This window comes from Microbacterium sp. M4A5_1d, from assembly GCF_053345465.1.
Genome location: NZ_JBKFAD010000001.1, coordinates 1,175,363 through 1,197,025, shown reverse-complemented (window position 1 = coordinate 1,197,025; position 21,663 = coordinate 1,175,363). Strand labels below are relative to the sequence as shown.

Here is a 21,663-nt window from a genome sequence, read left to right as displayed (position 1 = left end):
ATGCGGATCCTCCACACCTCCGACTGGCACATCGGGCGGACCTTCCACGGTCATTCGACGCTCGATGCGCTTCGCGGCGTGCTCGAGGAGCTCACGGCTCAGGTCCGCGAGCACGAGGTCGACGTCGTCGTCGTGGCGGGCGACGTGTTCGACTCGGCCGCGCCGGCGGCGGGCTGCTACGCCCTCCTCTCCGACACGCTGCAAGGTATCGCCGACACCGGCGCGCGCCTCATCGTCACGAGCGGCAACCATGATTCGGCCGCGCGCCTGGGCTTTCAGGCGGGCCTGCTGCGCGAGGGCATCCACGTCCTCACCGACCCGGCCGCGGTGGGCACTCCGATCACGATCACGGATGCCGACGGGCCCGTGCACTTCTACGGCATCCCGTACCTCGAGCCGGCACTGCTGCGACACCTGTGGCCCGAGGCGCGGTCGCAGGCGGCCGTGATCGATCGCGCGATGGGGCTCGTGCGCGACGACCTGGCGATGCGGGGCGGGCGGTCCGTCGCGATCGCCCACTGCTTCGCCGCGGGTGTCGAGCCGACGCCGCACCTCGAGCGAGACATCCAGCAGGGCGGTCTCGACGTCGTGCCGCTGTCTGCTTTCGCGGGCGTCGACTACATGGCGCTGGGGCACATCCACGGACGCCAGCAGCTCGCCCCCGCCGTCCGCTACGCGGGTGCGCCGCTCCACTACAGCTTCGGCGAGGGTGAGAAGCCCCGGGGCTCGTGGCTGGTCGATCTCGACGCCGACGGCTTCGCGGATGCGCGGTGGCTCGAGCTGCCGGTCCCGCGTCGGGTGGTCACCCTCCGCGGGCCGCTGGCCGACGTTCTCGCCGATCCCGCGCACGAGCAGCACGCCGATGCGTGGGTCTGCGTCGAGTACACCGACACGCTGCCCGAGCGCGATCCGATGCGTCGTCTGCAGGAACGCTTCCCGTTCTGCGCGAAGGTGGTGCACGCCCCGGCGGATGCCGCGCCGAGCGACGCGCGCACCTACGTCGACCGCGTGCGCGCCGCGCGCAGCGACGCCGAGCTCGTCGAAGCGTTCCTCGTGCACGTCCGAGAGGGGGCTGGGGCCGACGAGCGCGAGCGCGAGCTGCTGGCCGACGTCCTCGACGAGCGGATCCGCGTGGAGGCGATGGCGTGAAGCTCCATCGCCTGGAGCTGACCGGCTTCGGTCCGTTCCGCGAGAAGCAGACCGTCGACTTCGACGCCTTCGATCGCGACGGCGTCTTCCTCATCTCGGGGCGGACCGGCGCGGGCAAGTCGAGCATCCTCGACGGGGTGAGCTTCGCGCTCTACGGCTCGGTGCCGCGTTACGACAACGGTGAGCGGCGTCTTCGCAGCGACCACAGCTTCCTGGGCGACCCCACCGAGGTGCGGCTGGAGTTCACCGTCGGCGGGCAGCGCTGGCGCGTGACCCGAGCGCCGGAGTACGAGCGGCCCGCGAAGCGCGGCGACAAGCTCACGACCGAGATCGCGCGCGCCGAGCTCGAGCAGCACGTCGACGGTGAGTGGGTGGGCCGGGCGGCGAAACCCCGCGACGTCGCCCTGCTGCTCGACGAGGTGCTGGGGCTGAACGCGCAGCAGTTCCAGCAGGTGATCCTGCTGGCGCAGAACAAGTTCTCGCGATTCCTCCTCGCCCGCAACGACGAGCGGCAGCAGCTGCTGCGCACCCTGTTCGGCACGAAGCGGTTCGAGCAGTACAAGGACGACCTCGAGGAGCGTCGCCGCGCCGCGCAGCGCGAGCTCGACGCCGCCGGTGATCAGGTGCGGACGCTTCTCGAGCTGGCCGAGGCCGCGATGACGCAGCAGAGCAGCGCCATCGGCGACGACGGCGCCACGGACGAGGCGGCGCCGCTCGACCTCGCCGGTCGACGCGATGTCGTCGAGCGAGCACACCGTCGCGCCGATTATCGCGTGGAGCAGGCCGACGAACTCCGCCAGCAGGCGGAGTCACGGCAGGCCGCTCTCGTGGCGGCGCATGCCGAGCTCGTCGAGCGGGTGCGGGTGCTCGATGACCTCGCCGCGGCGCGGCGACGTCTGGACGACCTCGACGCGGTCGCCGATGAGGTAGCTGCGGCTGAACGCCGACTCGAGCGTGCGCGCGCCGCCGAAGCGCTCCGCGCGACACTGGAGCAGGCCGACCGGTCGGGCGAAGCGGCGGGGCAGGCCCGCGCGATGGTGGAGCGGGCCGAGACGCGCTGGACCGCAGCGGGCGGAGCCGCCGACGACGACATCTCCGCTCTGGTCGAGACCCTGACCGGCGACATCGCGCGCTGGACCGACGCGCTCGCCCGTGAGCACGAGCTGACGGACGCCACCGACGCCCGAGACGCGACTGCGGCCGAGATCGCCCTCCTTCAAGAACAGGCGACGCTGCTCGACGAGCAGCATGCCCTTCTGCCCGCGGAGCGCGAACGCGTCGCGGCCGAGCTCGCGGCAGAGACGCTCGCGGCGGCGCGCGTCGACGAGCAGCGCGTGCGAGTGAGTGATCTCACCGCCCGGGCCGAGGCCGCCGACGACGCGGGACGCCTTGCTGGCAAGCTCGGCGAGGCCGAGGAGCGTTACCTGCGGGCGAGCGGTGACGCGGAGGCGGCAGCCGCCGCCGTCACCGACCTGCTGCGGCGACGGGTGGCCGGTCGCGCGGGAGAGCTCGCCGCCGAACTCACCGAGGGCGAGGCCTGCCCGGTCTGCGGGGCGCTCGATCACCCGCATCCCGCACCCCCGGCGGACGACGGTGTGACGGACGACGATCTGGCCGACGCGGAGTCGGCGCGGGATGCCGCCGCCGCCGAGGCCCGCGACGCGGGCGAGCGCGCCGCCCTGCTGCGCGCAGAGCTCGCCGCCGCGACAGCGCGCGCGGGCGCACGCGGGAGCGACGAGCTCGCGGACCTGCTCGCTCAGGCCCGGGACGAGCTGGCATCCTCCGAACGCGCCGCAGAGCGAGTCATCGCTCTCACCGAGAAGCGCGACGTGCTCGACCGTCTCGACGCGGAGGCCACCGAGGAACGCTCTCGCCTCGCGGCCGCCCTGGCCGATGCGCGCGAGCGCTCCGCCGTCGCGACGACGACGCTCGCGCGCCTGGAGAGGGAGGTGGCCGACGCGCGGGGTCCGTTCGCGACGGTCGCGGAGCGCATCGCGGCGGCGACCGAGCGGCGTGACCTCGCGCGCGCGGTGCTCGAGAGCCGGCGGGCGCTCGCCCACAGCGAGGCGACCGCGAGTGATGCGGCGAACGACCGGGCGCAGCGGATCGAGGCATCGGTGTTCGCGGACGTCGGCGAGGTGCGCGAGGCGCTGCTCCCTGAGAACGAGCGAACCGCCCTCACGCGGCGTGTCGCCGAGCACGCCGCGGACCTCGCGGCCACGCGCGCCCGCCTTCTCGAGCTCGAACTCGCCGCCGCGGGGCTGCCCGACGAGCGGCCCGATCTCGACGCTGCTGCGGAGGCGGTCGCCAGCGGAGACCGCGCGCGGAGTGCGGCGATCGCGGCGCACCGCGATGCCGTCAACGCCGCCGAGACGATGCGCGACCTCCTCCTGCGCATCGACGACGCGTTCGTCGCGGTGGCCGGTCTCGCCGAGCGGACGGCGACGGTGACCCGCCTCGCCGACACCGTCGCCGGCCGTGCGCCCAACACCCGGAAGATGGATCTCGAGACCTTCGTACTCGCGGCCGAGCTCGAAGAGATCGTCGCCGCCGCCAACCTGCGCCTGCGCGACATGTCGTCGGGTCGCTACACCCTCCACCACAGCGACGCGCTGCAGGCCCGTGGCGCAGCATCCGGACTCGGGCTCGAGGTGCTCGACGCGCACACCGGCCGTCTCCGCTCGCCGCAATCGCTGTCGGGAGGAGAGACCTTCCTCGCCTCTCTCGCCCTCGCGCTCGGTCTCGCCGAGGTCGTCACCGGTCGTGCCGGCGGCATCCGTCTCGACACGCTCTTCGTCGACGAGGGCTTCGGGTCGCTCGATCCCGAGACCCTCGAGCTTGCGATGCGCACTCTCGACGAGCTGCGCGCGGGCGGCCGGACCGTCGGCGTCATCAGTCACGTCGAGGGCATGAAGGAGCAGCTCGCCGCACAGATCGTCGTCGAGGCGACGCGCGAGGGCCCGAGCATCATCCGGCAGGAGGCGCTCAGCGAGCGCGACTAGGCTGGCGTCGTGAGGACTTTCTGGACCGTCGTCGGAGTGATCGCCGCGATCTTCGTTGCGTGGGTGATCGTCGACATCGTGCTGCGCCTGGCCGTGTTCGCGGTCAAGCTCGGGCTCGTCGCGGTCGTCGCCCTCGTCGTGTTCCTGCTGCTACGCCGGCTGTTCGCGCGCAGCGGCGATCAGACGCCGTAGTCGGCGCGGATCCGCTCGTACAGAGCTCGGCTGCACGCGCCCACGGCCTCATCCCACCCGGTCGTCGCGCCGTCCTGGGCATCATCCGACACCGCTTTGAGCACCCGGATGGGGATGCCGAAGCGCTGCGCGACCCAGATGTAGACGTACGTCTCCATGTCGACCAGCTGGGCGCCGAGTGACTGGATGAGGGCGACCGCCTCGGCATCGTCGACGAAGACGTCACCCGTCGCGATGCGCACCCCGGCGCCCCCGGCCTCGACGCGCTCGGGCATCGAGAGGTGTCGCCCCCGAACGCCGGCCAGATCGAACACGTCGTGCTGAACGGCGTCGCCGACCTCGTAGATGCCGGGTCCCAGAGCGCCGGCCACCGCCCCCGCCGTCCCGACGACGACGATCTCGTCGTACACGGTGCGATCGAGAGCGCGGGTCAGCTCATGCGCGGCGAGCAGCTTGCCCGGGCCGGTCAGCAGGATGTCGAACCCCGGGATGTCGGCGGGGAAGCCGGTCAGCTCGTCGCGGTGGGCGACGACCAGGAGGCGTCGCACGGTCATGCACCGCCCCGAGCGATGATGCCGAGGATGCCGGAGATCAGCAGGTAGGCGCCGATGCCGCCCACCACGACCCAGATCGCGATGCGGGCGGAGGACGGTCGCTTGTCGTCGCCGTTGTCGAGGCTCATCCCGCCAGCCTAGGCGAGGTCGCGTCGACCGGAAGCGCGAGCGGCCAGGTGGCCGGATTGACCCGGCGGCGCACCCTGGTACGGGCAGGCGTGATCGTTAGACTCGAACTGAGGTCAGACCATCCAGAGGCGGGAGCGACGACATGCAGACGGTACTTCTCGATACGCCCGCGGGCATCACGGCCCGGCTCGGCTGGGACCCGGCTATCACGGTGCACCACCGGCGGCGCATGATCGCGCGCGAGCTCGTCGCACAGGCGCTCGGCTGCGACGAGAAGGACGTGCGGATCGAACGCGAGGCGCCGCGCGGTTTCGGGTATCACACGCGCCTCGTCGCCTCACGCGACGGAGTCGAGGTGCCGCTGGCGATCACGACGGCCAGCTTCCGCGCGGCGACGGTCGTCGCGGTCAGCGACCCGGGACTGCCGCTCGGCATCGACATCCGCGACGCGCACCCCGAGCCGGCCGACCTGGCCCGGATGCGCAAGCATTCGCGGCTGTTCTCCGGGGCCGACACCCTCGAGCTCGTCGACCACTGGGTTCACGTGCAGGCCGTGCTCGAGGCCGACGGTCGCGGTGTCCGTGTCGCGCCGGAGCAGGTCAGGCTCGACCCGGGCCGGCACCGCGGCTGGATCCCCGATCGCAACATGAAGTACACGCTCGTCGACATCTCGCGCGACGGGTGGCTCATCACCCTGGCCTACGGCACCCTCCCGACGGCCTGACCCGAGTCTTTCCGGTCAGGCCGGTCACTCGACCCGGTCCGGGTCAGTCGACGAGATCGGGCAGCGCCCGACGGAGCTCGGCGAGCCACGCCTCGGCGTTGCCGTCCGACGGCGCGCGCCAGTCTCCTCGCGGCGACAGCGAGCCTGCTGCGGCGACCTTGGGTCCGTTGGGGATCGCGCTGCGCTTGAACTGCGCGAAGCCGAAGAACCGCTTGATGAACACCTGCAGCCAGTGGGTGATCTCGGCGAGGTCGTATGCGTACCGGCTGTCGCGCGGGAAGCCGACCGGCCAGTCGCCGGCGTCGGCATCCGACCAGGCATGCTGCGCGAGGAAGGCGATCTTCGACGGGCGGAAGCCGTAGCGCAGCACGTGATGCAGGGCGAAGTCGTGCAGGGCGTAGGGCCCGATCGTCGACTCGGTGGACTGGACCTTGCCGTCTTCGCCGGCGGGCACGAGCTCGGGGCTGATCTCGGTGTCGAGCACCGACTGGAGCACGGCGACCGCCTCGTCGGACAGGTCGGTGCCCGTGCCCTCGCGATGCGCGATGACCCACCGGATGAGGTGCTGCATGAGCGTCTTGGGAACGCCGACGTTGACGGCGTAGTGGCTCATGTGGTCGCCGACGCCGTAGGTCGCCCAGCCGAGCGCGAGCTCCGAGAGATCGGAGGTGCCGATGACGATGCCGTTCAGGCGGTTCGCGAGCCGGAACAGGAAGTCCGTCCGCACCCCGGCCTGGACGTTCTCGAACGTCACGTCGTACACAGGCTCGCCGGAGGCGTAGGGGTGTCCGATGCCGCGCAGGAGTTCGTTCGCGGCGGGGCGGATGTCGATCGTCTCGATCGTCGCGCCGATCGCCTCGGCGAGGGCGACGGCGTTCGACTTCGTGTGGTCGCTCGTGGCGAAGCCGGGCATCGTGTAGGCGAGGATGTCGCTGCGCGGTCGCCCCATGCGGTCCATCGCGCGGGCGACGACGAGGAGCGCATGGGTGGAGTCGAGTCCGCCCGAGACGCCGATGACGGGGCGGGGGCCGCCGATGGCGCGCATCCGCTGCTCGAGCCCGGACACCTGGATGTTGAACGCCTCGTAGCAGTCCTGGTCGAGACGTGCCGGGTCGTCCGGGACGAACGGGAAGCGGTCGAGGGTGCGCCGCAGGCCGATGTCCTCGGCGGGCGGGTGCAGGAACGTCTCGACGGTGAGGAAGTCGGTCGCCGTCGTGCGGCGGTTGTCGTCGAAGGTGCCCTGCCGGTACCGGTCCTGGCGCAGCCGGTCGAGGTCGACGTCGGCAACGCTGCGCCGCGGCCCGTCGGGAAAGCGCTCGGTCTCGGCGAGGAGCGAACCGCCCTCGTAGATCATGGTCTGGCCGTCCCACGAGACGTCGTTGGTCGATTCGCCGAGACCCGCCGCGGCGTAGGCGTAGACGGCGAGGCATCGCAGCGACTGCGACTGCACCAGCGTGCGGCGGTCGTCGGCCCGGCCGATCGTGATCGGCGAGCCCGAGAGGTTCACGAGCACCGTCGCTCCCGCGAGAGCCGCACGCGACGAGGGCGGCACCGGTACCCACATGTCCTCGCACACCTCGGCGTGCAGGACGAGCCCGGGTACGTCGCGGACGTCGAAGAGGAGGTTGGTCCCGAACACGGTCTCGTGCGAGCCGATGCGGATGCCTTCGCCGTCCCACTCCTCACCCGCGGCGTACCAGCGCCGCTCGTAGAACTCGCGGTAGGTGGGCAGGTGGGCCTTCGGCGCGACACCGAGGATCTCGCCGCGATGAATGACGACGGCGCAGTTGTACAGGCGGCTGCGGTGGCGGAGCGGGGCACCGACCACCAGCACCGGCATGAGATCGACGGATGCTTCGACGATGCGCTCGATCGCCGCGTCGACGGCATCCAGCACGGCGTCCTGCAGCACGAGGTCCTCGATGGCGTACCCGGTGAGGCAGAGCTCGGGGAACACGGCGACCGCGACGGAGTCGGCGTCGCACGCGTGCGCCTCGGCGAGCACGGCCTCGGCGTTGGCGGCGGGATCGGCGATGGCCACCGGGATGGTGCAGGCGGCGACCCGCGCGAAGCCGTGGGCGTACGCGCTGGCGAAGGGGAGCGACTCGTTCACCCTCCTCAGTCTGGCACCGGCGTCGGCGGTGTCGCACCCCGCGGTTAGGGTCATTGAACGGAAGGGGATCATGCGATACATCGAGGACGAAGGCCGAATCGTCTGGAGCGCGAGCGACCTCAAGGCCGCGGCCGAGTGCGAGTTCGCCTGGCTGCGAGCGATCGACGCCAAGCTCGGACGCGTCGCGGCGGTCGACGAGCCCGACGATCCGACGCTCGAGCGCGCGGGTCGTCTCGGCGACCGCCACGAGGAACGCCAGCTCGCCGCGTACCGTGCCGAGTTCGGAGACAGCGTCGCCGAGATTCCCGAGACGCGCTCGTCGGATGCCGCGGGCCTGGCGCGTGCCGTCGAGCTCACTCGCGAAGCCCTCGCCTCGGATGCGCGAGTGATCTACCAGGCGGCGTTCTCCGACACCGACTTCGTCGGTTTCGCCGACTTCCTCCTGCGCGACGACGACGGCCGGTGGATCGTGCAGGACACCAAGCTCGCGCGTCACGCCCGCGTGACCGCGCTGATGCAGCTCGAGGCGTATGCCGTCCAGCTCGATCGCGAGGGCGCCCGCGTGGCCGATCACGTCGAGCTGCTGCTCGGCGACGGGACGGTGTCGCGGCACGCCCGGGCCGACATCGCGCCGGTGTTCGTCCTGCGTCGCGAGCGTCTGCGCTCGCTCATCGCCGATCGTGATGTCGCTACGGGCGCGGCAGGTGAGCCCATCGCGTGGGGCGACGACCGTGGCGACCTGCGGATCGCGGCGTGCGGACGCTGCGCGACCTGCGACCTCGAGGTCGTGGCCGCGCGAGATCTCCTGCTCGTCGCGGGGATGCGGCCGATCCAGCGCGAGCGTCTGCGGGCCGCCGGAGTCACCACGATCGACGAGCTCGCCGCGGCACGTGAAGCGCCCGCGCGGATGTCGTGGGACACGTTCACCGGGCTCCGCACCCAGGCGCGGCTGCAACTCGAGAGCCCGGCGGGAGGCGTCACGGCCGCGGTCGACGGCGACCCCGAGAACGCCCCGAGCGCTGCGCCCCTGCCGACCTTCGAGGTCGTCTTCCCCCAGGCGCTCGGCGCGCTTCCCCGGCCCGACCTCGGCGACCTGTTCTTCGACTTCGAGGGCGACCCGCTCTACACCGAAGGGCCGGGTCGCCACTGGGGCATCGACTACTTGTTCGGGTGGGTCGACCTGCGCGAGCAGTACTCCGCGCTGTGGGCTCACACGTTCGACGAGGAGAAGGCGGCGTTCCAGACCTTCCTCGACTTCGTCGCCGTGCACCGCGCCGCGCACCCGGCGATGCACATCTACCACTACGCACCGTACGAGCCGACGCACCTTCTCGCGATGGCCGCGAGGTACGGCGTCGGCGAGGCCGAGGTCGACCGGCTGCTGCGCGACGGCGTCTTCGTCGACCTGTATCCGATCGTCCGCCGCGCGTTGCGCGTGGGGTCGCGGTCGTACTCGATCAAGAAGCTCGAACCGTTGTACATGGGCGCCGAGGTCCGGACGAGCGATGTCCAGAAGGGCGACGACTCGATCGTCCGCTACGTCGAGGCGCGGGCGCTCGCCGAGTCCGGTGACGCCGACGGAGCCGCTGCGATCCTCGCCGACCTCGCCGACTACAACCGTTACGACTGCGTCTCCACTCGGCGCCTGCGCGACTGGCTCGTCGATCGGGCGCGAGAAGCGCAGCTGCGGCCGTCGGCAGACGTCGAGCCCGAAGAGCGCGCCTACGAGCCGTCGCCGCGAGCGATCGCGCTCTCACGGCTCGCGGATGCCGCGGCCGCCGACGACCCCGCGGGCGTCGAAGCGCCGGCCGCGATTGCACTCCGGCTCGGCGCGGCAGCGATCGACTATTACCCGCGCGAGGCGAAGTCGTTCTGGGCCACCCACTTCCTCCGTCTGCGCGAACCGCTCTCGATGTGGGAGGACACCCGTGATGTCGTCGCCGTCGCGGCGGAACGCAGCCGCGTGCTCGAGGACTGGCATCGCCCCGAGGGCGCCCGGACCGACCGGCGCATCCTCGAGCTCCGCGGCGAGGTCGCGCCGGGCACGCGGCTGAGCGTCGATTCGTCCCCCTTCGCGATCTACGAGTCGCCCGCGCCGTTCCCGACCGAACCGCGGCCACGCTTCATCCACGCCGACCGGCGCGTCCGGGTCGTCGAGGTCCTCGACGACGGCGCGATCGTCGAGGAGCTCGCTGCGGGGGCGTACATGTGGTCGGAGCTGCCGATCGCGCTGACCCCGGCGGCCCCGCCTCCCGCGGGCAGCCAGCAGGCGGCGATCGACACGTGGGCCGACGGCGTGATCGCCGCAGCGCCCGAGCTGCCCGCCGACCCCGCGACCGATCTCCTGCTGCGCCGGCCGCCGCGGACGCTCTCCGGCGGGTTGCCGAGCGATGGATCCGACCCGGTTGCCGATATCTCGCGCGCCATCGTCGACCTCGACCGCAGTTATCTCGCCGTCCAGGGCCCGCCGGGGACGGGCAAGACCTACGTCGGGTCGCACGTCGTCGCGCGTCTGGTCGGTGAACGCGGCTACCGCGTCGGGGTCGTCGCGCAGTCGCACGCCGTCGTCGAGAACATGCTCGATCGCATCGCGGCGGCGGGTGTGCCCCGCGAGAAGATCGCCAAGGCGGTGAAGGGCGAGCCGACCGGTGATGAGGCCTTCACCGTCATCCCGAAGAACGGCGTGGCGGACTTCACCGCGACGCGTCCGGATGGCTACGTCATCGGCGGCACAGCGTGGGACCTCACCCACGCGGGTCGCATCCCGCGCGGCAGCCTCGATCTGCTCGTGATCGACGAGGCGGGCCAGTTCTCGCTCGCCTCGACGATCGCGGTCTCGGTCGCGGCATCCCGCCTCCTCCTCCTGGGCGACCCGCAGCAGCTGCCGCAGGTCAGCCAGGGTACGCACCCCGAGCCGGTCGACACGTCGGCTCTCGGCTGGATCATGGACGGCGCGCACGTCATCCCCGCCGACCGCGGGTTCTTCCTGGCCGAGACCCGGCGGATGCGGCCGGAGGTCGCCGAACCGGTCTCCGTGCTGGCCTATGACGGACGTCTCGCCGCGCACGCGTCGACGGCGGATCGGCTGCTCGAGGGCGTGACCCCGGGCGTCGTGCCGGTGCCCGTCGCCCATCGGCGCAACGCCACCGCCTCTCCCGAAGAGGCCGAGGTCGTCGTACGCCTGGTCGGCGATCTCCTCGGCCGCGCGTGGCTGCCCGACGCCGCGCTCGCACCGCGTCCGCTCGAACAGCGCGACATCATCGTGGTCACGCCGTACAACGCGCAGCAGGTCCTCGTAGAAGAAGCGCTCGCCGCAGCGGGATACACCGAAGTGCCGGTGGGAACGGTCGACCGCTTCCAGGGTCAGGAGGCGGCGGTGGCGATCGTGTCGCTCGCGGCATCCTCGGGTCGCGACGCACCGCGGGGACTGGAGTTCCTGCTGCTGCAGAACCGCCTCAACGTCGCCGTCTCACGTGCTCAGCACACGGCGTACATCGTCTACGGCACCGGCATCCTCGACGATCTGCCGCGCACGCCCGAGGGCGTCGCGCGGATGAGCGCGTTCGCTCGCCTCGTCGGGGCGGTCTGAAGCGCGCGGCTCGCGCCTACGGGGCGCACTTCCCACCGCCAGGCGCAGCTTGAACTGCGCCTCATTCGCGGAGGTGCGCTCGATGCCCCGGGTGGGGTGCAGGTGCGGGCGCGGGTCAGTCGACGGTGCCGTAGAGGCGGTCGCCGGCGTCGCCGAGACCGGGCACGATGTAGCCACGCTCGTCGAGACGCTCGTCGAGCGAGCCGAGGACGAGGGTCACGTCGCGGTCGCCGACCTGCTTCTCGATCGCAGCAAGGCCCTCGGGAGCACCGAGGATGCAGATCGCGGTGACGTCCTGCGCGCCGCGCTTGAAGATGAAGTCGATTGCGGCCCCCAGCGACCCGCCCGTGGCGAGCATCGGGTCGAGCACGAAGCACTGGCGGTCGCTCAGGTCGTCGGGCAGGCGCTCCGCGTAGGTGGTCGGCTCGAACGTGACCTCGTTGCGTGCCATGCCCAGGAAGCCCACCTCGGCCGTGGGGAGGAGCTTGGTCATGCCTTCGAGCATGCCCAGCCCGGCCCGCAGGATCGGCACCACGAGGGGACGCGGCTTCGCGATCGCCAGACCGGTCGTCCGGGTCACCGGGGTCTCGATCTCCACCTGCTCGGTGCGGACGTTGCGCGTGGCCTCGTACGCGAGCAGGGTGACGAGCTCTTCGGTGAGCTGGCGGAACACCGGCGACGTGGTGTTCTTGTCGCGCAGGACCGAGAGCTTATGGGTGATGAGGGGGTGGTCGGCGACGTGAACACGCATGTGATGATCCTACGCGGACGGCCCGTGTGTCCTCGGCTCTACGCTGGTGCGGTGACCCTCACGGCATCCGCTGGCGACATCCGCAGCATGGCGCGCGCCCTCGAGCTCGCACAGGCGGCTGCGGCGGCCGGCGACATCCCCGTGGGCGCGGTCGTGACGGATGCCGCGGGCACGGTGATCGGCGAGGGCCGGAACCTCCGCGAGGAGACCGGCGACCCGACCGCTCATGCCGAGGTGGTCGCGCTGCGCGCCGCGGCGGCCGCGACCGGGTCGTGGAACCTGTCGGGGTGCACCCTCACCGTGACGCTCGAGCCCTGCATCATGTGCGCGGGCGCGATGCTCCAGGCGCACGTCTCGCGACTCGTCTTCGGGGCGTGGGACGACAAAGCCGGAGCCGCCGGGTCGCAGTACGACCTCGTGCGCGACCGTCGGTTGCCCGTGCGGGCGGAGGTCGTCGCGGGCGTGCGCTCCGCGGAGTCGTCGGCGCTGCTGCGCACGTTCTTCGCGCAGCAACGATGACGGGCCCGGTCAGTCCCAGGAGCTGAGGATGATCGCCTCGGTCGGGGGAGCCGGCGAGATGGGCGTTCCCAGGTAGCCCATCGTCGACAGGATCGCGGTGCGCACCTTGCCCGGGCGCTCGAGGTGCACGGCGTGCCCGACGCCCTCGATGACCACCTCGGTCACCTGACCGCCCGCCTCGCGGTACCGTTCGAACACGGCACGGGTCTGCGCGACCATCTGCTGAGCCGGTGCGGCCTCCACGCCGGGCCAGCCGGGGATCGCGCCGATCTCGCCGAGGTGACTGCTGTCGGCGAACGAGCCGTCGGCGACGATGACGTCGGCGCCGCCCCGTACCCACAGGATCGGGGGAGCGTCGTAACCGGCCGCCAGGTCCACGATCGACGAGACGTCGAAGTGTCCCGGGGCGAGGGCGTTCTGAACGCCGAGCCGGCCCGCGGCGAAGCCGGGCCAGTTCTCGCTCGGAACACTGTCGCCGGGGTAGTTGCCCTCGGCCGTCGAGGTCGTGAGCATCGCCTCGACCCACGTGTCCTCGTTGTCGGACTCGTAGTCGGGCGAGACGAACGACGTGCGGAAGAACGAACGGGCGGTGCCCTCGTCGTCGCCCGCGTCGCGAGCCGTGAGGCGGTCGACGAGGGCCGGGCTGACGGCGCCCGCGCCACATCCGGCGTCATCGTCGGTCAGGCGCGTGCCGTCGAGTCGGGTACCGCCGAAGCCGTACGGCGACACGGGCGAGAGCAGGCTCAGCGAGAGCACCCGGTGATCGAGGGCGTACTGCATCGCGACCGCGGCACCCAGGCCCCAGCCCACGAGGTGCACGGCATCGAGGCCCAGAGCCTCGAGCGTCGCCCGCACGTCGTCCGAGAAGTCGCGGACGCCGCGGGTCGCGTCGACGGGAAGCCGTTCGGTGTCGCCGAAGCCACGGAGGTCGATGGCGATCGGGCGGACGTCGCTCGGCAGGTCTTCGATGATCTCCTGCCAGAACAGGCTCGACCCGGGAGCCGTGTGAAGCAGCACGAGCGTGCGGTCGGCCGGCGTCTCGGGGTCGTCTGCAGCGCGTTCGAGGATGTTCACCGCCAGGCGCGACGTCTCGATGGTGCGTGGCGTGATGCCGTCGAAGAGGGGCATGGCGGGATCCTTCGCTCTGCTCTGCGCGGCGAGCGCCTCCGCGCCCGCGGACGCTTCGACTCTACCTCGCGCCCGTTCCCTCCGCTGGGAAACGGCCGGACTTAAGATGGCCGCATGCCCGACCTCGTCGCCCTGCCCCCGATCGCCATCCTCGGAGCCGGTTCGATGGGAGGTGCGGTGCTGTCGGGGCTCGTGGCCTCGGGCGCCGCGGCCGGGGGAGTGACGGTCACCAACCGCACCGCCGAGAAGGCCGCCGCCCTCGCCGACCTGCCGGGAGTGACGAGCGTCGCGCTCGCCGACACTCCCACGGGCAACACGGATGCCGCCGCCGCGGCCGATGTGGTCCTGATCGGCGTCAAGCCCGCGATGGTGCCCGACCTGCTGCGCGAGATCGCGCCGGTGCTGCGCCCGGGGGTGGTGGTGGTGAGTCTCGCCGCGGGCGTCACGATCGACACCTTCGCCGGGATCCTGGGGTCGGATGTCGCAGTCATCCGGTCGATGCCCAACACCCCCGCCGTCGTCGGAAAGGCCGTCACCGGGCTGGCCGCCGGCCCCGCGGCATCCGACGATCACCGGGCGACCGTGCGTGCGCTGTTCGAGACGTGCGGCGTCGTCGTCGAGGTTCCGGAAGCGCAGATCGACGCCCTCTCGACGATCTCCGGCTCGGGCCCCGCCTACGTCTTCCTGCTGATCGAGGAGCTCACCCGCGCCGCGATCGACAAGGGCTTCGCCGAGCCCGAGGCGCGGGTGATGGCCGAGCAGACGTTCATCGGTGCGGCCGCCCTGCTGGACTCCTCGGGGGAGGACCCGGCGGAGCTGCGCCGACGCGTCACGAGCCCGAAGGGCACCACCGAGCGGGCGATCGCCGTGCTGCAGGAGGCCCGCCTCGACGACGTCTTCGCCCGCGCGACCGACGCGGCGCTGGCCCGCGCCCGCGAGCTCGCCGCCGGCGCCTGACCCCGGCACACCGCGACACCGCGGCGACCAAACCGGGTCAGCGGTCGAGGGAGGCGAAGCGCTCGATGTCGGAGTTGGTGCCCGAGACGATGATGAGGTCGTGGTTGGTCACGACGGTGTTGGCCTCGGCATAGCGGAACGGCTTGCCGGGGCTCTTCACGCCGACGACCGTGACGCGGTACTTCGTCCGCACGCCCGACTCGTTGAGGCCGACGCCGCGGATGAACTTCGGCGGGTACATCTTCGCGAGCACGAAGTCGTCGTCGAAACGGATGAAGTCGAGCATGCGCCCGCTCACGAGGTGCGCGACGCGCTCGCCGGCCTCGCGCTCGGGGTACACGACATGGTTGGCGCCGACGCGGGCGAGGATCTTGCCGTGCGACTGCGAGACCGCCTTCGCCCAGATCTGCGGGACCTTCAGGTCGACGAGGTTCGCGGTGATGAGGACCGACGCCTCGATCGACGAGCCGACGGCGACGACGGCGACCTGGAAGTCCTGCGCACCGATCTGCTTGAGCGCGTCGAGGTTGCGGGCGTCGGTCTGCACAGCGTGCGTGACGCGCTCCGACCACTTCTGGACGAGCTCGAGGTTGTCGTCGATCGCGAGCACCTCGCGGTCGAGGCGGTCGAGCTCTCCCGCGCAGGCGGCACCGAAGCGCCCCAGCCCGATGACCAGGACGGGAGCGTCGCTTCGGATCTGCTCAACCAACGATCGGCCTTTCGACGGGCAGGGCGTACAACTGCGAACGGGATGCCGCGGCCACCGCTGCAGCGAGAGTCACTGTACCAACGCGGCCCATGAACATGACGAGGGCCATGACGTACACCGCGGGGTCGGGCAGTTCGGCCGTCAAGCCTGTCGACAGGCCGACGGTCGCGAACCCGGAGATGACGTCGAACAGCACCTCGTCGACGGGGGCCTTGGTGATCTGCGCGATCGTGACGGTGCCGATCGCGACGATCGTGGCGCTCCAGGCGACGACCGAGAGCGCGACGCGCTGCACGTCGCTGGGGATGCGGCGGCGGAACACCTGCACCGACGGGCGCCCCTTCGCCTCGGACCACACGGCGAGGGCGAGCACCGCGAGGGTGGTGACCTTGATGCCGCCCGCCGTCGAGGCCGAGCCGCCGCCGACGAACATGAGCATTGATCCGACGATGAGGGATGAGCCGTGCATCTCGCCGATGTCGATGATCGAGAAGCCTCCCGACCGGGTCATCGCCGAGATGAAGAACGCCTGGAACGTGGTGTCCCACGCCTCCATCGACCCGAAGGTCGCCGGATTGTCGTACTCGAGGAGCAGGAAGACTCCGGCGCCGGTGAAGAACAGGATGATCGTGGTGATGATCGTGAGCTTCGCGTGCAGCGACCACGCCCGCACGTGCCACTGGTGGCGCCAGAGCGTGAAGATCACCGGGAAGCCGATGGAGCCGAGGAACACCCCCGCCATGAGCACGGTGAGCATCACGTAGTCCTGGGCGAACGGCTGCAGGCCCTCGGCATTCGGTGAGAAGCCGGTGTTGGTGAAGGCCATCGCCGCGTAGTACGGGGCCTCCCACAGCGCGGTGAGCGGATCGACGCCGCCGAACAGCAGCGAGGGATACAGCAGGATCGCCAGCCCCGCCTCGATGACGAGCGTCGATAGCGCGACGGTCCGCAGCAGCAAGCCGACCTCGCCGAGGCGGACGGCCTGACCTTCGTTGACGGGACCGCCGTGCGCGCGCATCGGATTGCTGTCGCCGGCGGCGATGAGCTTCGCGCGCAGACCGAGGCGTTTGGAGATGACGAGGCCGAGGATCGACGCGAGGGTCAGCACGCCGAGCGCACCCACGTTGACGCCGATGTAGATCAGGACGTGACCGAACGGCGACCAGTGCGTGGCCATGTCGACGGTCGCGAGCCCCGCGACGCAGATCGTCGACACCGCGGTGAACAGTGCGTCGGCGAACGGGGTCGCCCGGCCCGATGCGGATGCCGCCGGCAGGGAGAACAGCGTCGTGAAGACGAGGATCAGCGTCGAGAAGATCAGCACCGCGAACCGAGACGGCGACGCGGTCGCCAGATCACGCCCGGCGTCCCAGGCGCTGCGCCCGAAACCACCGAGGCGGTGGAGGACGATCGCGCCGACGGACCTGTCCGCCATGCGTGTTCCTCCCCACGATCGCAGCTGCTGCTCCCGGCGCCGCAGTAGGTCGGTGCCGATGTCATGGTACTCGGGCGCGTGCGCCGACTAACCTGATGGCATGGCGGACATCTTCGACGTGATCGCCGACGGTACCCGTCGGGACATCCTGCGGCTCTTGCTCGATCGGGACTCCGATCCCCGCTCGTCCGGCACGAGCGTCTCGCAGATCGTCAGTGAGCTCGGGGTGAGCCAGCCGACGATCTCCAAGCATCTGAAGGTCCTCCGGGGTGCCGAGCTCGTCACGGTCCGAGAGGAAGGGCAGCACCGGTACTACAGCCTGTCGCCCGAGCCGCTCGACGTCGTCGACGACTGGCTCGTCCCTTTCCTGTCCTCCGAGGCCTACGACGCCGAGCCCGTCGCCGCCCTCCCCGAACAGGCCGTGGCTGCGGCCGAGCTCGTCGGCCGGGCCGCGGCATCCGCCAAGCACGCCGTCACGAGCGTGTTCGGCAAGCGCTCCGGTCGCTGACACGGCGGGATCCGTGCCCGGTCCGCAACACGTGTCACTCCGGTTTACACGCGTCGCGCCGCGCCCCTAGAGTGTTCGCATCCGGGGGAAAGGGATGACGATGGCCGAGCTGCCCGATGTGCGCTTCCTCACCGTTGCGGAGGTGGCCGAGATCATGCGGGTGTCGAAGATGACGGTGTATCGCCTCGTGCATTCCGGCGAGCTGCCGGCTGTCCGCTTCGGTCGGAGCTATCGCGTGCCCGAATCTGCCGTTCGCGACGCCGTGCAACGGCCGATCGCCGACGTCGGCTAGACTGATCCGAGGCATTTTTCGCGAGGTGCCTGTTCCCGGACGCAGACGAGATGCGTCCAGACCCTGACATAGTGAGGTTTTCCGTGGGTTCTGTCATCAAGAAGCGCCGCAAGCGCATGGCGAAGAAGAAGCACCGCAAGCTGCTTCGCAAGACTCGCCACCAGCGCCGCAACAAGAAGTAAGTCGCGGCGACGTCACTGAGCGCCCCATTCGGCTCCGGCCGAGGGGCGCTTCGTGCTTTCCGGATGCGGCCGCCCCACTGCGCCGCGGCCTAGGCTGAACGTGGAGGAACGAGCATGAAATCCATCACCATCGACGAGCTCCGCGCGGGCCGCGACATCCCCCTCATCGACGTCCGCGAGGATCACGAGTTCGCCGCGGGACGGGTCCCCGGCGCGATCAGCATCCCGATGTCGCAGCTCGGTGAGCGGATCGACGAGCTGCCCGACGGCGCCTTCGATGTCATCTGCCAGGCCGGCGGACGGTCGGCCCAGGTCGTCGCCGCCCTCGAGGCACGCGGCTACGACGCCACGAACGTCACCGGCGGCACGGGCGAGTGGGCCTCGCGCGGCTTCGAGCTCGAGCGCTGACAGCGGCGCGCCACCGATGTCCACGCTGACGCTCATCTCCAAGCCCGGCTGCCACCTCTGCGACGTCGCCCGCGAGATCGTCGACACCGTCGTGGCCGACCTGCCCGGTGAAGCGGACGTCGAGGTCGTCGAGAGGTCGATCTTCGACGACCCGGCGCTCTTCGAGCAGTGGTGGGAGAAGATCCCCGTCGTGCTGATCGACGACCGCCTCCACGCGCACTGGCGCGTGTCGGCCGACCGGCTGCGCGCCGCGCTGACCGACGAAACCCCGACCCCGACCGAGGAGTCCGCATGACCATCCGCCACGTCGTCGCCTGGAAGCTCGCCGCCGAAGACCCCGAGACCCGGGCCGAGCACGCCGCCGAGGTGGCGCGCCGCATCCAGGGTCTCGTCGGTGTCGTCCCCTCGATCCGTTCGCTGAGCATCGGGCCGAACGCGGCTTACGCCGATGTCAACGGCGACGTCGCCCTCGTCGCCGACTTCGACGATGTCGCCGGTCTCGAGGCGTACCAGGTGCACCCGGCTCACCAGGAGGTCGCCGCCTTCGTCCGCGGCGTCGTCGCGAGTCGCATCTCGGTCGACTTCGAGGTCTGAGCCACCCGGCCTCAACCGGCTCGCCCCGAGGGGGTCTCAGTTCCGCCGATCGCGCTCGGCGAGCTCGTCCGTCATGACCACCGGGATCGCGTTCGTGAACGTGCTCGCCCGTCGTTCGGCCTCGGCACTGCCGGTGAAGAGCCCGTCGTTGGTCGGGGTGGGGTCGTGCGTGATCGGGTGGTCGGTGTGGTGCCCCGGGGCCGTGGCATCCGACATGACGATCCGCTGAACCGGAACGGCCTGCGGCATCGTGCGCTGCACCCACGTGACCATCGCTTCGCGCACGAGGCAGCGGAGGTCGAACAGCGTGGGAGCGTCCTTCGCGGTGACCAGGATGCGCACGCGGACGTAGCCGGCGACGGCATCCGTCACCTGCAGCACCGACGTCCGGCGATCCCAGAGGTCGGTCTTCTCGAGCACGTCGTGCAGGTGCGCGCGCATCGCGGCGGGCGAGACGTTCCAGTCGAGATCCATCTCGACGGCCCCCAGCAGCTCGGAGCCGCGCCGCGTCCAGTTCTCGAACGGCGTCGTGGTGAAGTAGGTGCAGGGGAGGACGAGCCGGCGGTCATCCCACAGGTCGAGCACGACGTAGCTGAGTGTGATCTCTCCGACGCGGCCCCATTCGCCGTCGGCCACGACGACGTCGTCGACGCGCAGAGCGTCGCTGAAGACGATCTGCAGCCCCGCGAAGACGTTGGCGAGCACCGATTGGGCGGCCAGTCCCGCGACCACCGACGCGATACCCGCGGAGGCCAGGACGCTCGCCCCCACCGCCCGCACCGAGTCGAAGGTCAGGAGGGCCGCGCCGAGGCCGATCACAATGATGATCGCCACGGCCAGACGCCGCACGATGAGCATCTGCGTGCGGATACGGCGGGCGACGCGGTTGTCCGGCACATCGATGCGGTAACGGCCGAGCGCGATGTCGGTGACGACCAGCACGAGAGAGGCGAGCAGCCAGGCGCTCGCGGCGATGATGACGATCGTCAGCAGCTGGCTCAGGGCCGACCGCCAGAGCTCGTCGGGGAAGGCGGCCTGCACGGCGGCCCACAGGACGATGGCGACGAGCAGCGAACGGAACGGCGCGCGCGAGCGGCGGCCGAGCACCTCCGGCCAGCGTTGCCGTCGCGCGGCGATGCTCAGCGCCACATGAGCGACCACAGCGATCACCACGGCGACCGCGAGACCCACCAGCACCGCGATGGCGAACTCCATCCACCCGTCCCACATACGTCGTACTCCTTCCGTCACGGGAGAAGCCACGATACGGGCGGCGGCGGACGCTGCCTGAGCGCTTGCCGGGTGCGTGGGGTGTTGTGTTACGGGGCGAGGCGCGTCGGCCCGCGGAAGAGGTACGTGACCTCGCGGATCGACGATTCACCGAGCAGCAGCATCAGCACGCGCGCGAGGCCCATGCCGAAGCCGCCGTGCGGCGGGGCGCCGTAGCGGAAGAAGTCGAGGTAGAAGTCGAGGTGCTCGGGGTCGAGACCCTTCTCCTTCGCCTGCTCGATGAGAACGTCGACGCGGTGCTCGCGCTGCGCGCCGGTCGTGATCTCGACGCCGTTGAAGAGCAGGTCGTACGACTTGGTCAGCCCGGTCTCCTCGTCGCGCATGTGGTAGAAAGCGCGGATCTCGGGGTGGTAGTCGGTGATGAAGACGAACTGGTGACCGTAGGTCTCGAGCACGTGCGCCGAGATCTGGCGTTCGCCCTCGGGGTCGAGGTCGCCGTCGGTGCGCGGGATGTCGTAGCCGCGTGCCGCGACGATCTCACGGGCCTCGGCCAGGGGGATGCGGGGGAACGGGGTCTGCGGAACCTGTACCTCGACACCGAACAGTTCGGCGATCTCGTCGCCGTGCTTGTCCTTGACGGCCTGGAAGGCGAACTGCAGCAGCTCTTCCTGCATCGCAGCGACGTCCTCGTGCGAGTCGATCCAGCTGATCTCGGCGTCGATCGAGGTGAACTCGGTCGCGTGCCGCGAGGTGAACGACGGGTCGGCGCGGAAGACGTCGCCGATCTCGAAGATCTTGCCGAAGCCCGCCGACTGCGCCATCTGCTTGAAGAACTGCGGGCTCTGCGCGAGGTACGCCGTCTTGTCCTCGAAGTAGGGCACCTCGAACAGCTCGGCGGCCGACTCGGAAGCGGAGGCCATGAGCTTGGGGGAGTGGATCTCGATGTAGTCGCGCTCGATCCAGTACGTGCGCATCGCGTGCTCGAGCGTCGTCTGCACGCGGAAGATCAGGTTGTTGCGGCGCTGACGCAGGTCGAGGAAGCGCCAGTCCATGCGCTTGTCGAGACCGGAGTCGGCCGCGATGGGCGTCTCGGGGAGGGCGGCGGCCGCGATGTCGAGGGCGCCGATCTTGATCTCGACGCCGCCGAGCTTGACGCGCTCGTCGTGCTTGAGCTCGCCCGTGACGGTGAGGAACGTGCCCGTCGAGAGGTTCGAGATCAGCTCGGTGAGGGCGAGGGCCGCGGCATCCTGCTCGCTGCCGTCCTCGGCCGGGCGCGTCGCGGGGTTGACCAGCTGCACGGCGCCGGTCTCATCGCGGAGGATGACGAACTGCACCTTCTTCTGATCGCGGACGGTCTCGACCCATCCGGACACCGAAACGGGGCCGTCGGGGCGGGCCTGCAGCTGCTGGACGAGAACGCGTTCACTCACGAGGGGAGAGTCTACGCGTCCAGCAATCTCCGACGTTGCCGTCCTAGGCTGTGCGCGGGGCCCGGCCG

Annotated in this window: 22 protein-coding genes; 13 read left to right on the top strand and 9 right to left on the bottom strand. The window is 70.8% G+C overall.

Going from position 1 to position 21,663, the window contains the following annotated elements:
* The 3 genes from ACLBWJ_RS05780 to ACLBWJ_RS05770 are packed head-to-tail and all read left to right on the top strand — an operon-like array spanning position 1 to position 4,343.
* Positions 1 to 1,149, top strand: coding sequence for an exonuclease SbcCD subunit D (locus ACLBWJ_RS05780; protein ID WP_274178451.1), 1,149 nt, complete (start codon positions 1 to 3; stop codon positions 1,147 to 1,149).
* Positions 1,146 to 4,151, top strand: coding sequence for an AAA family ATPase (locus ACLBWJ_RS05775; RefSeq protein WP_274178452.1), 3,006 nt, complete (start codon positions 1,146 to 1,148; stop codon positions 4,149 to 4,151). The genes ACLBWJ_RS05780 and ACLBWJ_RS05775 overlap by 4 nt, the downstream gene beginning before the upstream one ends.
* Before the next feature lie 9 nt (positions 4,152 to 4,160).
* Positions 4,161 to 4,343, top strand: a complete 183-nt coding sequence (locus tag ACLBWJ_RS05770; protein ID WP_307223184.1) for a hypothetical protein — start codon at positions 4,161 to 4,163, stop codon at positions 4,341 to 4,343.
* Here the strand turns inward: ACLBWJ_RS05770 and ACLBWJ_RS05765 are convergent.
* Together ACLBWJ_RS05765 and ACLBWJ_RS05760 are read right to left on the bottom strand one after the other, a co-directional pair.
* Complete coding sequence (locus ACLBWJ_RS05765; RefSeq protein ID WP_447659870.1) at positions 4,331 to 4,897, bottom strand: phosphorylase family protein; 567 nt, start codon at positions 4,895 to 4,897, stop codon at positions 4,331 to 4,333. The genes ACLBWJ_RS05770 and ACLBWJ_RS05765 overlap by 13 nt on opposite strands.
* Positions 4,894 to 5,025, bottom strand: coding sequence for a hypothetical protein (locus tag ACLBWJ_RS05760; RefSeq protein ID WP_258524632.1), 132 nt, complete (start codon positions 5,023 to 5,025; stop codon positions 4,894 to 4,896). The genes ACLBWJ_RS05765 and ACLBWJ_RS05760 overlap by 4 nt, the downstream gene beginning before the upstream one ends.
* Positions 5,026 to 5,168: 143 nt before the next feature.
* Between ACLBWJ_RS05760 and ACLBWJ_RS05755 the strand changes: the two genes are divergently transcribed.
* Positions 5,169 to 5,750 carry a hypothetical protein gene (locus tag ACLBWJ_RS05755; protein ID WP_112616687.1) on the top strand — a complete coding sequence of 194 codons (582 nt, stop codon included), beginning with the start codon at positions 5,169 to 5,171 and terminating at the stop codon, positions 5,748 to 5,750.
* Between the two features lie 43 nt (positions 5,751 to 5,793).
* On the opposite strand, the gene ACLBWJ_RS05750 is transcribed toward ACLBWJ_RS05755, so the two are convergent.
* A complete protein-coding gene (locus ACLBWJ_RS05750; protein ID WP_447659869.1) occupies positions 5,794 to 7,863 on the bottom strand; it encodes an NAD(+) synthase in 2,070 nt (689 codons plus the stop codon).
* 70 nt (positions 7,864 to 7,933) lie between these two features.
* Between ACLBWJ_RS05750 and ACLBWJ_RS05745 the strand changes: the two genes are divergently transcribed.
* Positions 7,934 to 11,452, top strand: coding sequence for a TM0106 family RecB-like putative nuclease (locus ACLBWJ_RS05745; RefSeq protein ID WP_282502136.1), 3,519 nt, complete (start codon positions 7,934 to 7,936; stop codon positions 11,450 to 11,452).
* A 115-nt stretch (positions 11,453 to 11,567) separates the two neighbouring features.
* Here ACLBWJ_RS05745 and upp read toward each other — a convergent pair whose 3' ends face one another.
* On the bottom strand, positions 11,568 to 12,203 hold the full coding sequence (gene upp / locus ACLBWJ_RS05740) for a uracil phosphoribosyltransferase (protein ID WP_023952235.1): 636 nt from the start codon (positions 12,201 to 12,203) through the stop codon (positions 11,568 to 11,570).
* Between the two features lie 87 nt (positions 12,204 to 12,290).
* Here upp and ACLBWJ_RS05735 point away from each other — a divergent pair, with 87 nt between their 5' ends.
* A complete protein-coding gene (locus tag ACLBWJ_RS05735) occupies positions 12,291 to 12,722 on the top strand; it encodes a nucleoside deaminase (RefSeq protein ID WP_447660087.1) in 432 nt (143 codons plus the stop codon).
* A gap of 9 nt (positions 12,723 to 12,731) precedes the next feature.
* Here the strand turns inward: ACLBWJ_RS05735 and ACLBWJ_RS05730 are convergent, their stop codons facing one another.
* Positions 12,732 to 13,850, bottom strand: coding sequence for an alpha/beta fold hydrolase (locus ACLBWJ_RS05730; protein WP_447659868.1), 1,119 nt, complete (start codon positions 13,848 to 13,850; stop codon positions 12,732 to 12,734).
* 114 nt (positions 13,851 to 13,964) lie between these two features.
* On the opposite strand from ACLBWJ_RS05730, the gene proC reads away from it, so the two are divergent.
* A complete protein-coding gene (gene proC, locus ACLBWJ_RS05725) occupies positions 13,965 to 14,807 on the top strand; it encodes a pyrroline-5-carboxylate reductase (RefSeq protein WP_274178457.1) in 843 nt (280 codons plus the stop codon).
* Between the two features lie 37 nt (positions 14,808 to 14,844).
* On the opposite strand, the gene ACLBWJ_RS05720 is transcribed toward proC, so the two are convergent.
* A complete protein-coding gene (locus ACLBWJ_RS05720) occupies positions 14,845 to 15,516 on the bottom strand; it encodes a potassium channel family protein (RefSeq protein ID WP_023952231.1) in 672 nt (223 codons plus the stop codon).
* The gene (locus tag ACLBWJ_RS05715) at positions 15,509 to 16,951 is read right to left on the bottom strand and encodes a TrkH family potassium uptake protein (protein ID WP_112616695.1); all 1,443 of its coding nucleotides are present in this window, start codon (positions 16,949 to 16,951) and stop codon (positions 15,509 to 15,511) included. Before ACLBWJ_RS05715 ends, ACLBWJ_RS05720 begins: the two co-directional genes overlap by 8 nt.
* 100 nt (positions 16,952 to 17,051) lie before the next feature.
* On the opposite strand from ACLBWJ_RS05715, the gene ACLBWJ_RS05710 reads away from it, so the two are divergent.
* From ACLBWJ_RS05710 to ACLBWJ_RS05685, 6 genes are all read left to right on the top strand, one after another.
* On the top strand, positions 17,052 to 17,459 hold the full coding sequence (locus tag ACLBWJ_RS05710; protein WP_023952229.1) for an ArsR/SmtB family transcription factor: 408 nt from the start codon (positions 17,052 to 17,054) through the stop codon (positions 17,457 to 17,459).
* Between the two features lie 100 nt (positions 17,460 to 17,559).
* Positions 17,560 to 17,751 (top strand): helix-turn-helix domain-containing protein, encoded by a 192-nt coding sequence (locus tag ACLBWJ_RS05705; protein ID WP_094262527.1) that lies wholly within the window; start codon positions 17,560 to 17,562, stop codon positions 17,749 to 17,751.
* Positions 17,752 to 17,834: 83 nt separating this feature from the next.
* Positions 17,835 to 17,933 carry a 30S ribosomal protein bS22 gene (locus ACLBWJ_RS05700; protein WP_003792170.1) on the top strand — a complete coding sequence of 33 codons (99 nt, stop codon included), beginning with the start codon at positions 17,835 to 17,837 and terminating at the stop codon, positions 17,931 to 17,933.
* Positions 17,934 to 18,047: 114 nt separating this feature from the next.
* The gene (locus ACLBWJ_RS05695; RefSeq protein WP_269267353.1) at positions 18,048 to 18,341 is read left to right on the top strand and encodes a rhodanese-like domain-containing protein; all 294 of its coding nucleotides are present in this window, start codon (positions 18,048 to 18,050) and stop codon (positions 18,339 to 18,341) included.
* 16 nt (positions 18,342 to 18,357) lie between these two features.
* Entirely contained in the window at positions 18,358 to 18,636 is a 279-nt protein-coding gene (locus tag ACLBWJ_RS05690) for a glutaredoxin family protein (RefSeq protein WP_274178459.1), read from the top strand.
* A complete protein-coding gene (locus ACLBWJ_RS05685) occupies positions 18,633 to 18,935 on the top strand; it encodes a Dabb family protein (RefSeq protein WP_112616703.1) in 303 nt (100 codons plus the stop codon). The genes ACLBWJ_RS05690 and ACLBWJ_RS05685 overlap by 4 nt, the downstream gene beginning before the upstream one ends.
* 36 nt (positions 18,936 to 18,971) lie before the next feature.
* Here the strand turns inward: ACLBWJ_RS05685 and ACLBWJ_RS05680 are convergent, their stop codons facing one another.
* Positions 18,972 to 20,165, bottom strand: a complete 1,194-nt coding sequence (locus ACLBWJ_RS05680; protein WP_447659867.1) for a mechanosensitive ion channel family protein — start codon at positions 20,163 to 20,165, stop codon at positions 18,972 to 18,974.
* An 89-nt stretch (positions 20,166 to 20,254) separates the two neighbouring features.
* Positions 20,255 to 21,595 (bottom strand): aspartate--tRNA(Asn) ligase, encoded by a 1,341-nt coding sequence (aspS, locus tag ACLBWJ_RS05675; protein ID WP_064956100.1) that lies wholly within the window; start codon positions 21,593 to 21,595, stop codon positions 20,255 to 20,257.
* Between the last annotated feature and the right edge of the window lie 68 nt (positions 21,596 to 21,663).

Coding starts and splice junctions, on each gene's coding strand:
- upp (WP_023952235.1), bottom strand. CDS start 12,203: ATGCGTGTTCACGTCGCCGACCACCCCCTCATCACCCATAAGCTCTCG.
- ACLBWJ_RS05680 (WP_447659867.1), bottom strand. CDS start 20,165: ATGTGGGACGGGTGGATGGAGTTCGCCATCGCGGTGCTGGTGGGTCTC.
- ACLBWJ_RS05745 (WP_282502136.1), top strand. CDS start 7,934: ATGCGATACATCGAGGACGAAGGCCGAATCGTCTGGAGCGCGAGCGAC.
- ACLBWJ_RS05715 (WP_112616695.1), bottom strand. CDS start 16,951: ATGGCGGACAGGTCCGTCGGCGCGATCGTCCTCCACCGCCTCGGTGGT.
- ACLBWJ_RS05730 (WP_447659868.1), bottom strand. CDS start 13,850: ATGCCCCTCTTCGACGGCATCACGCCACGCACCATCGAGACGTCGCGC.
- ACLBWJ_RS05690 (WP_274178459.1), top strand. CDS start 18,358: ATGTCCACGCTGACGCTCATCTCCAAGCCCGGCTGCCACCTCTGCGAC.
- ACLBWJ_RS05710 (WP_023952229.1), top strand. CDS start 17,052: ATGGCGGACATCTTCGACGTGATCGCCGACGGTACCCGTCGGGACATC.
- ACLBWJ_RS05695 (WP_269267353.1), top strand. CDS start 18,048: ATGAAATCCATCACCATCGACGAGCTCCGCGCGGGCCGCGACATCCCC.
- ACLBWJ_RS05705 (WP_094262527.1), top strand. CDS start 17,560: ATGGCCGAGCTGCCCGATGTGCGCTTCCTCACCGTTGCGGAGGTGGCC.
- ACLBWJ_RS05755 (WP_112616687.1), top strand. CDS start 5,169: ATGCAGACGGTACTTCTCGATACGCCCGCGGGCATCACGGCCCGGCTC.
- ACLBWJ_RS05780 (WP_274178451.1), top strand. CDS start 1: ATGCGGATCCTCCACACCTCCGACTGGCACATCGGGCGGACCTTCCAC.
- ACLBWJ_RS05735 (WP_447660087.1), top strand. CDS start 12,291: ATGGCGCGCGCCCTCGAGCTCGCACAGGCGGCTGCGGCGGCCGGCGAC.
- proC (WP_274178457.1), top strand. CDS start 13,965: ATGCCCGACCTCGTCGCCCTGCCCCCGATCGCCATCCTCGGAGCCGGT.
- ACLBWJ_RS05685 (WP_112616703.1), top strand. CDS start 18,633: ATGACCATCCGCCACGTCGTCGCCTGGAAGCTCGCCGCCGAAGACCCC.
- ACLBWJ_RS05765 (WP_447659870.1), bottom strand. CDS start 4,897: ATGACCGTGCGACGCCTCCTGGTCGTCGCCCACCGCGACGAGCTGACC.
- ACLBWJ_RS05760 (WP_258524632.1), bottom strand. CDS start 5,025: ATGAGCCTCGACAACGGCGACGACAAGCGACCGTCCTCCGCCCGCATC.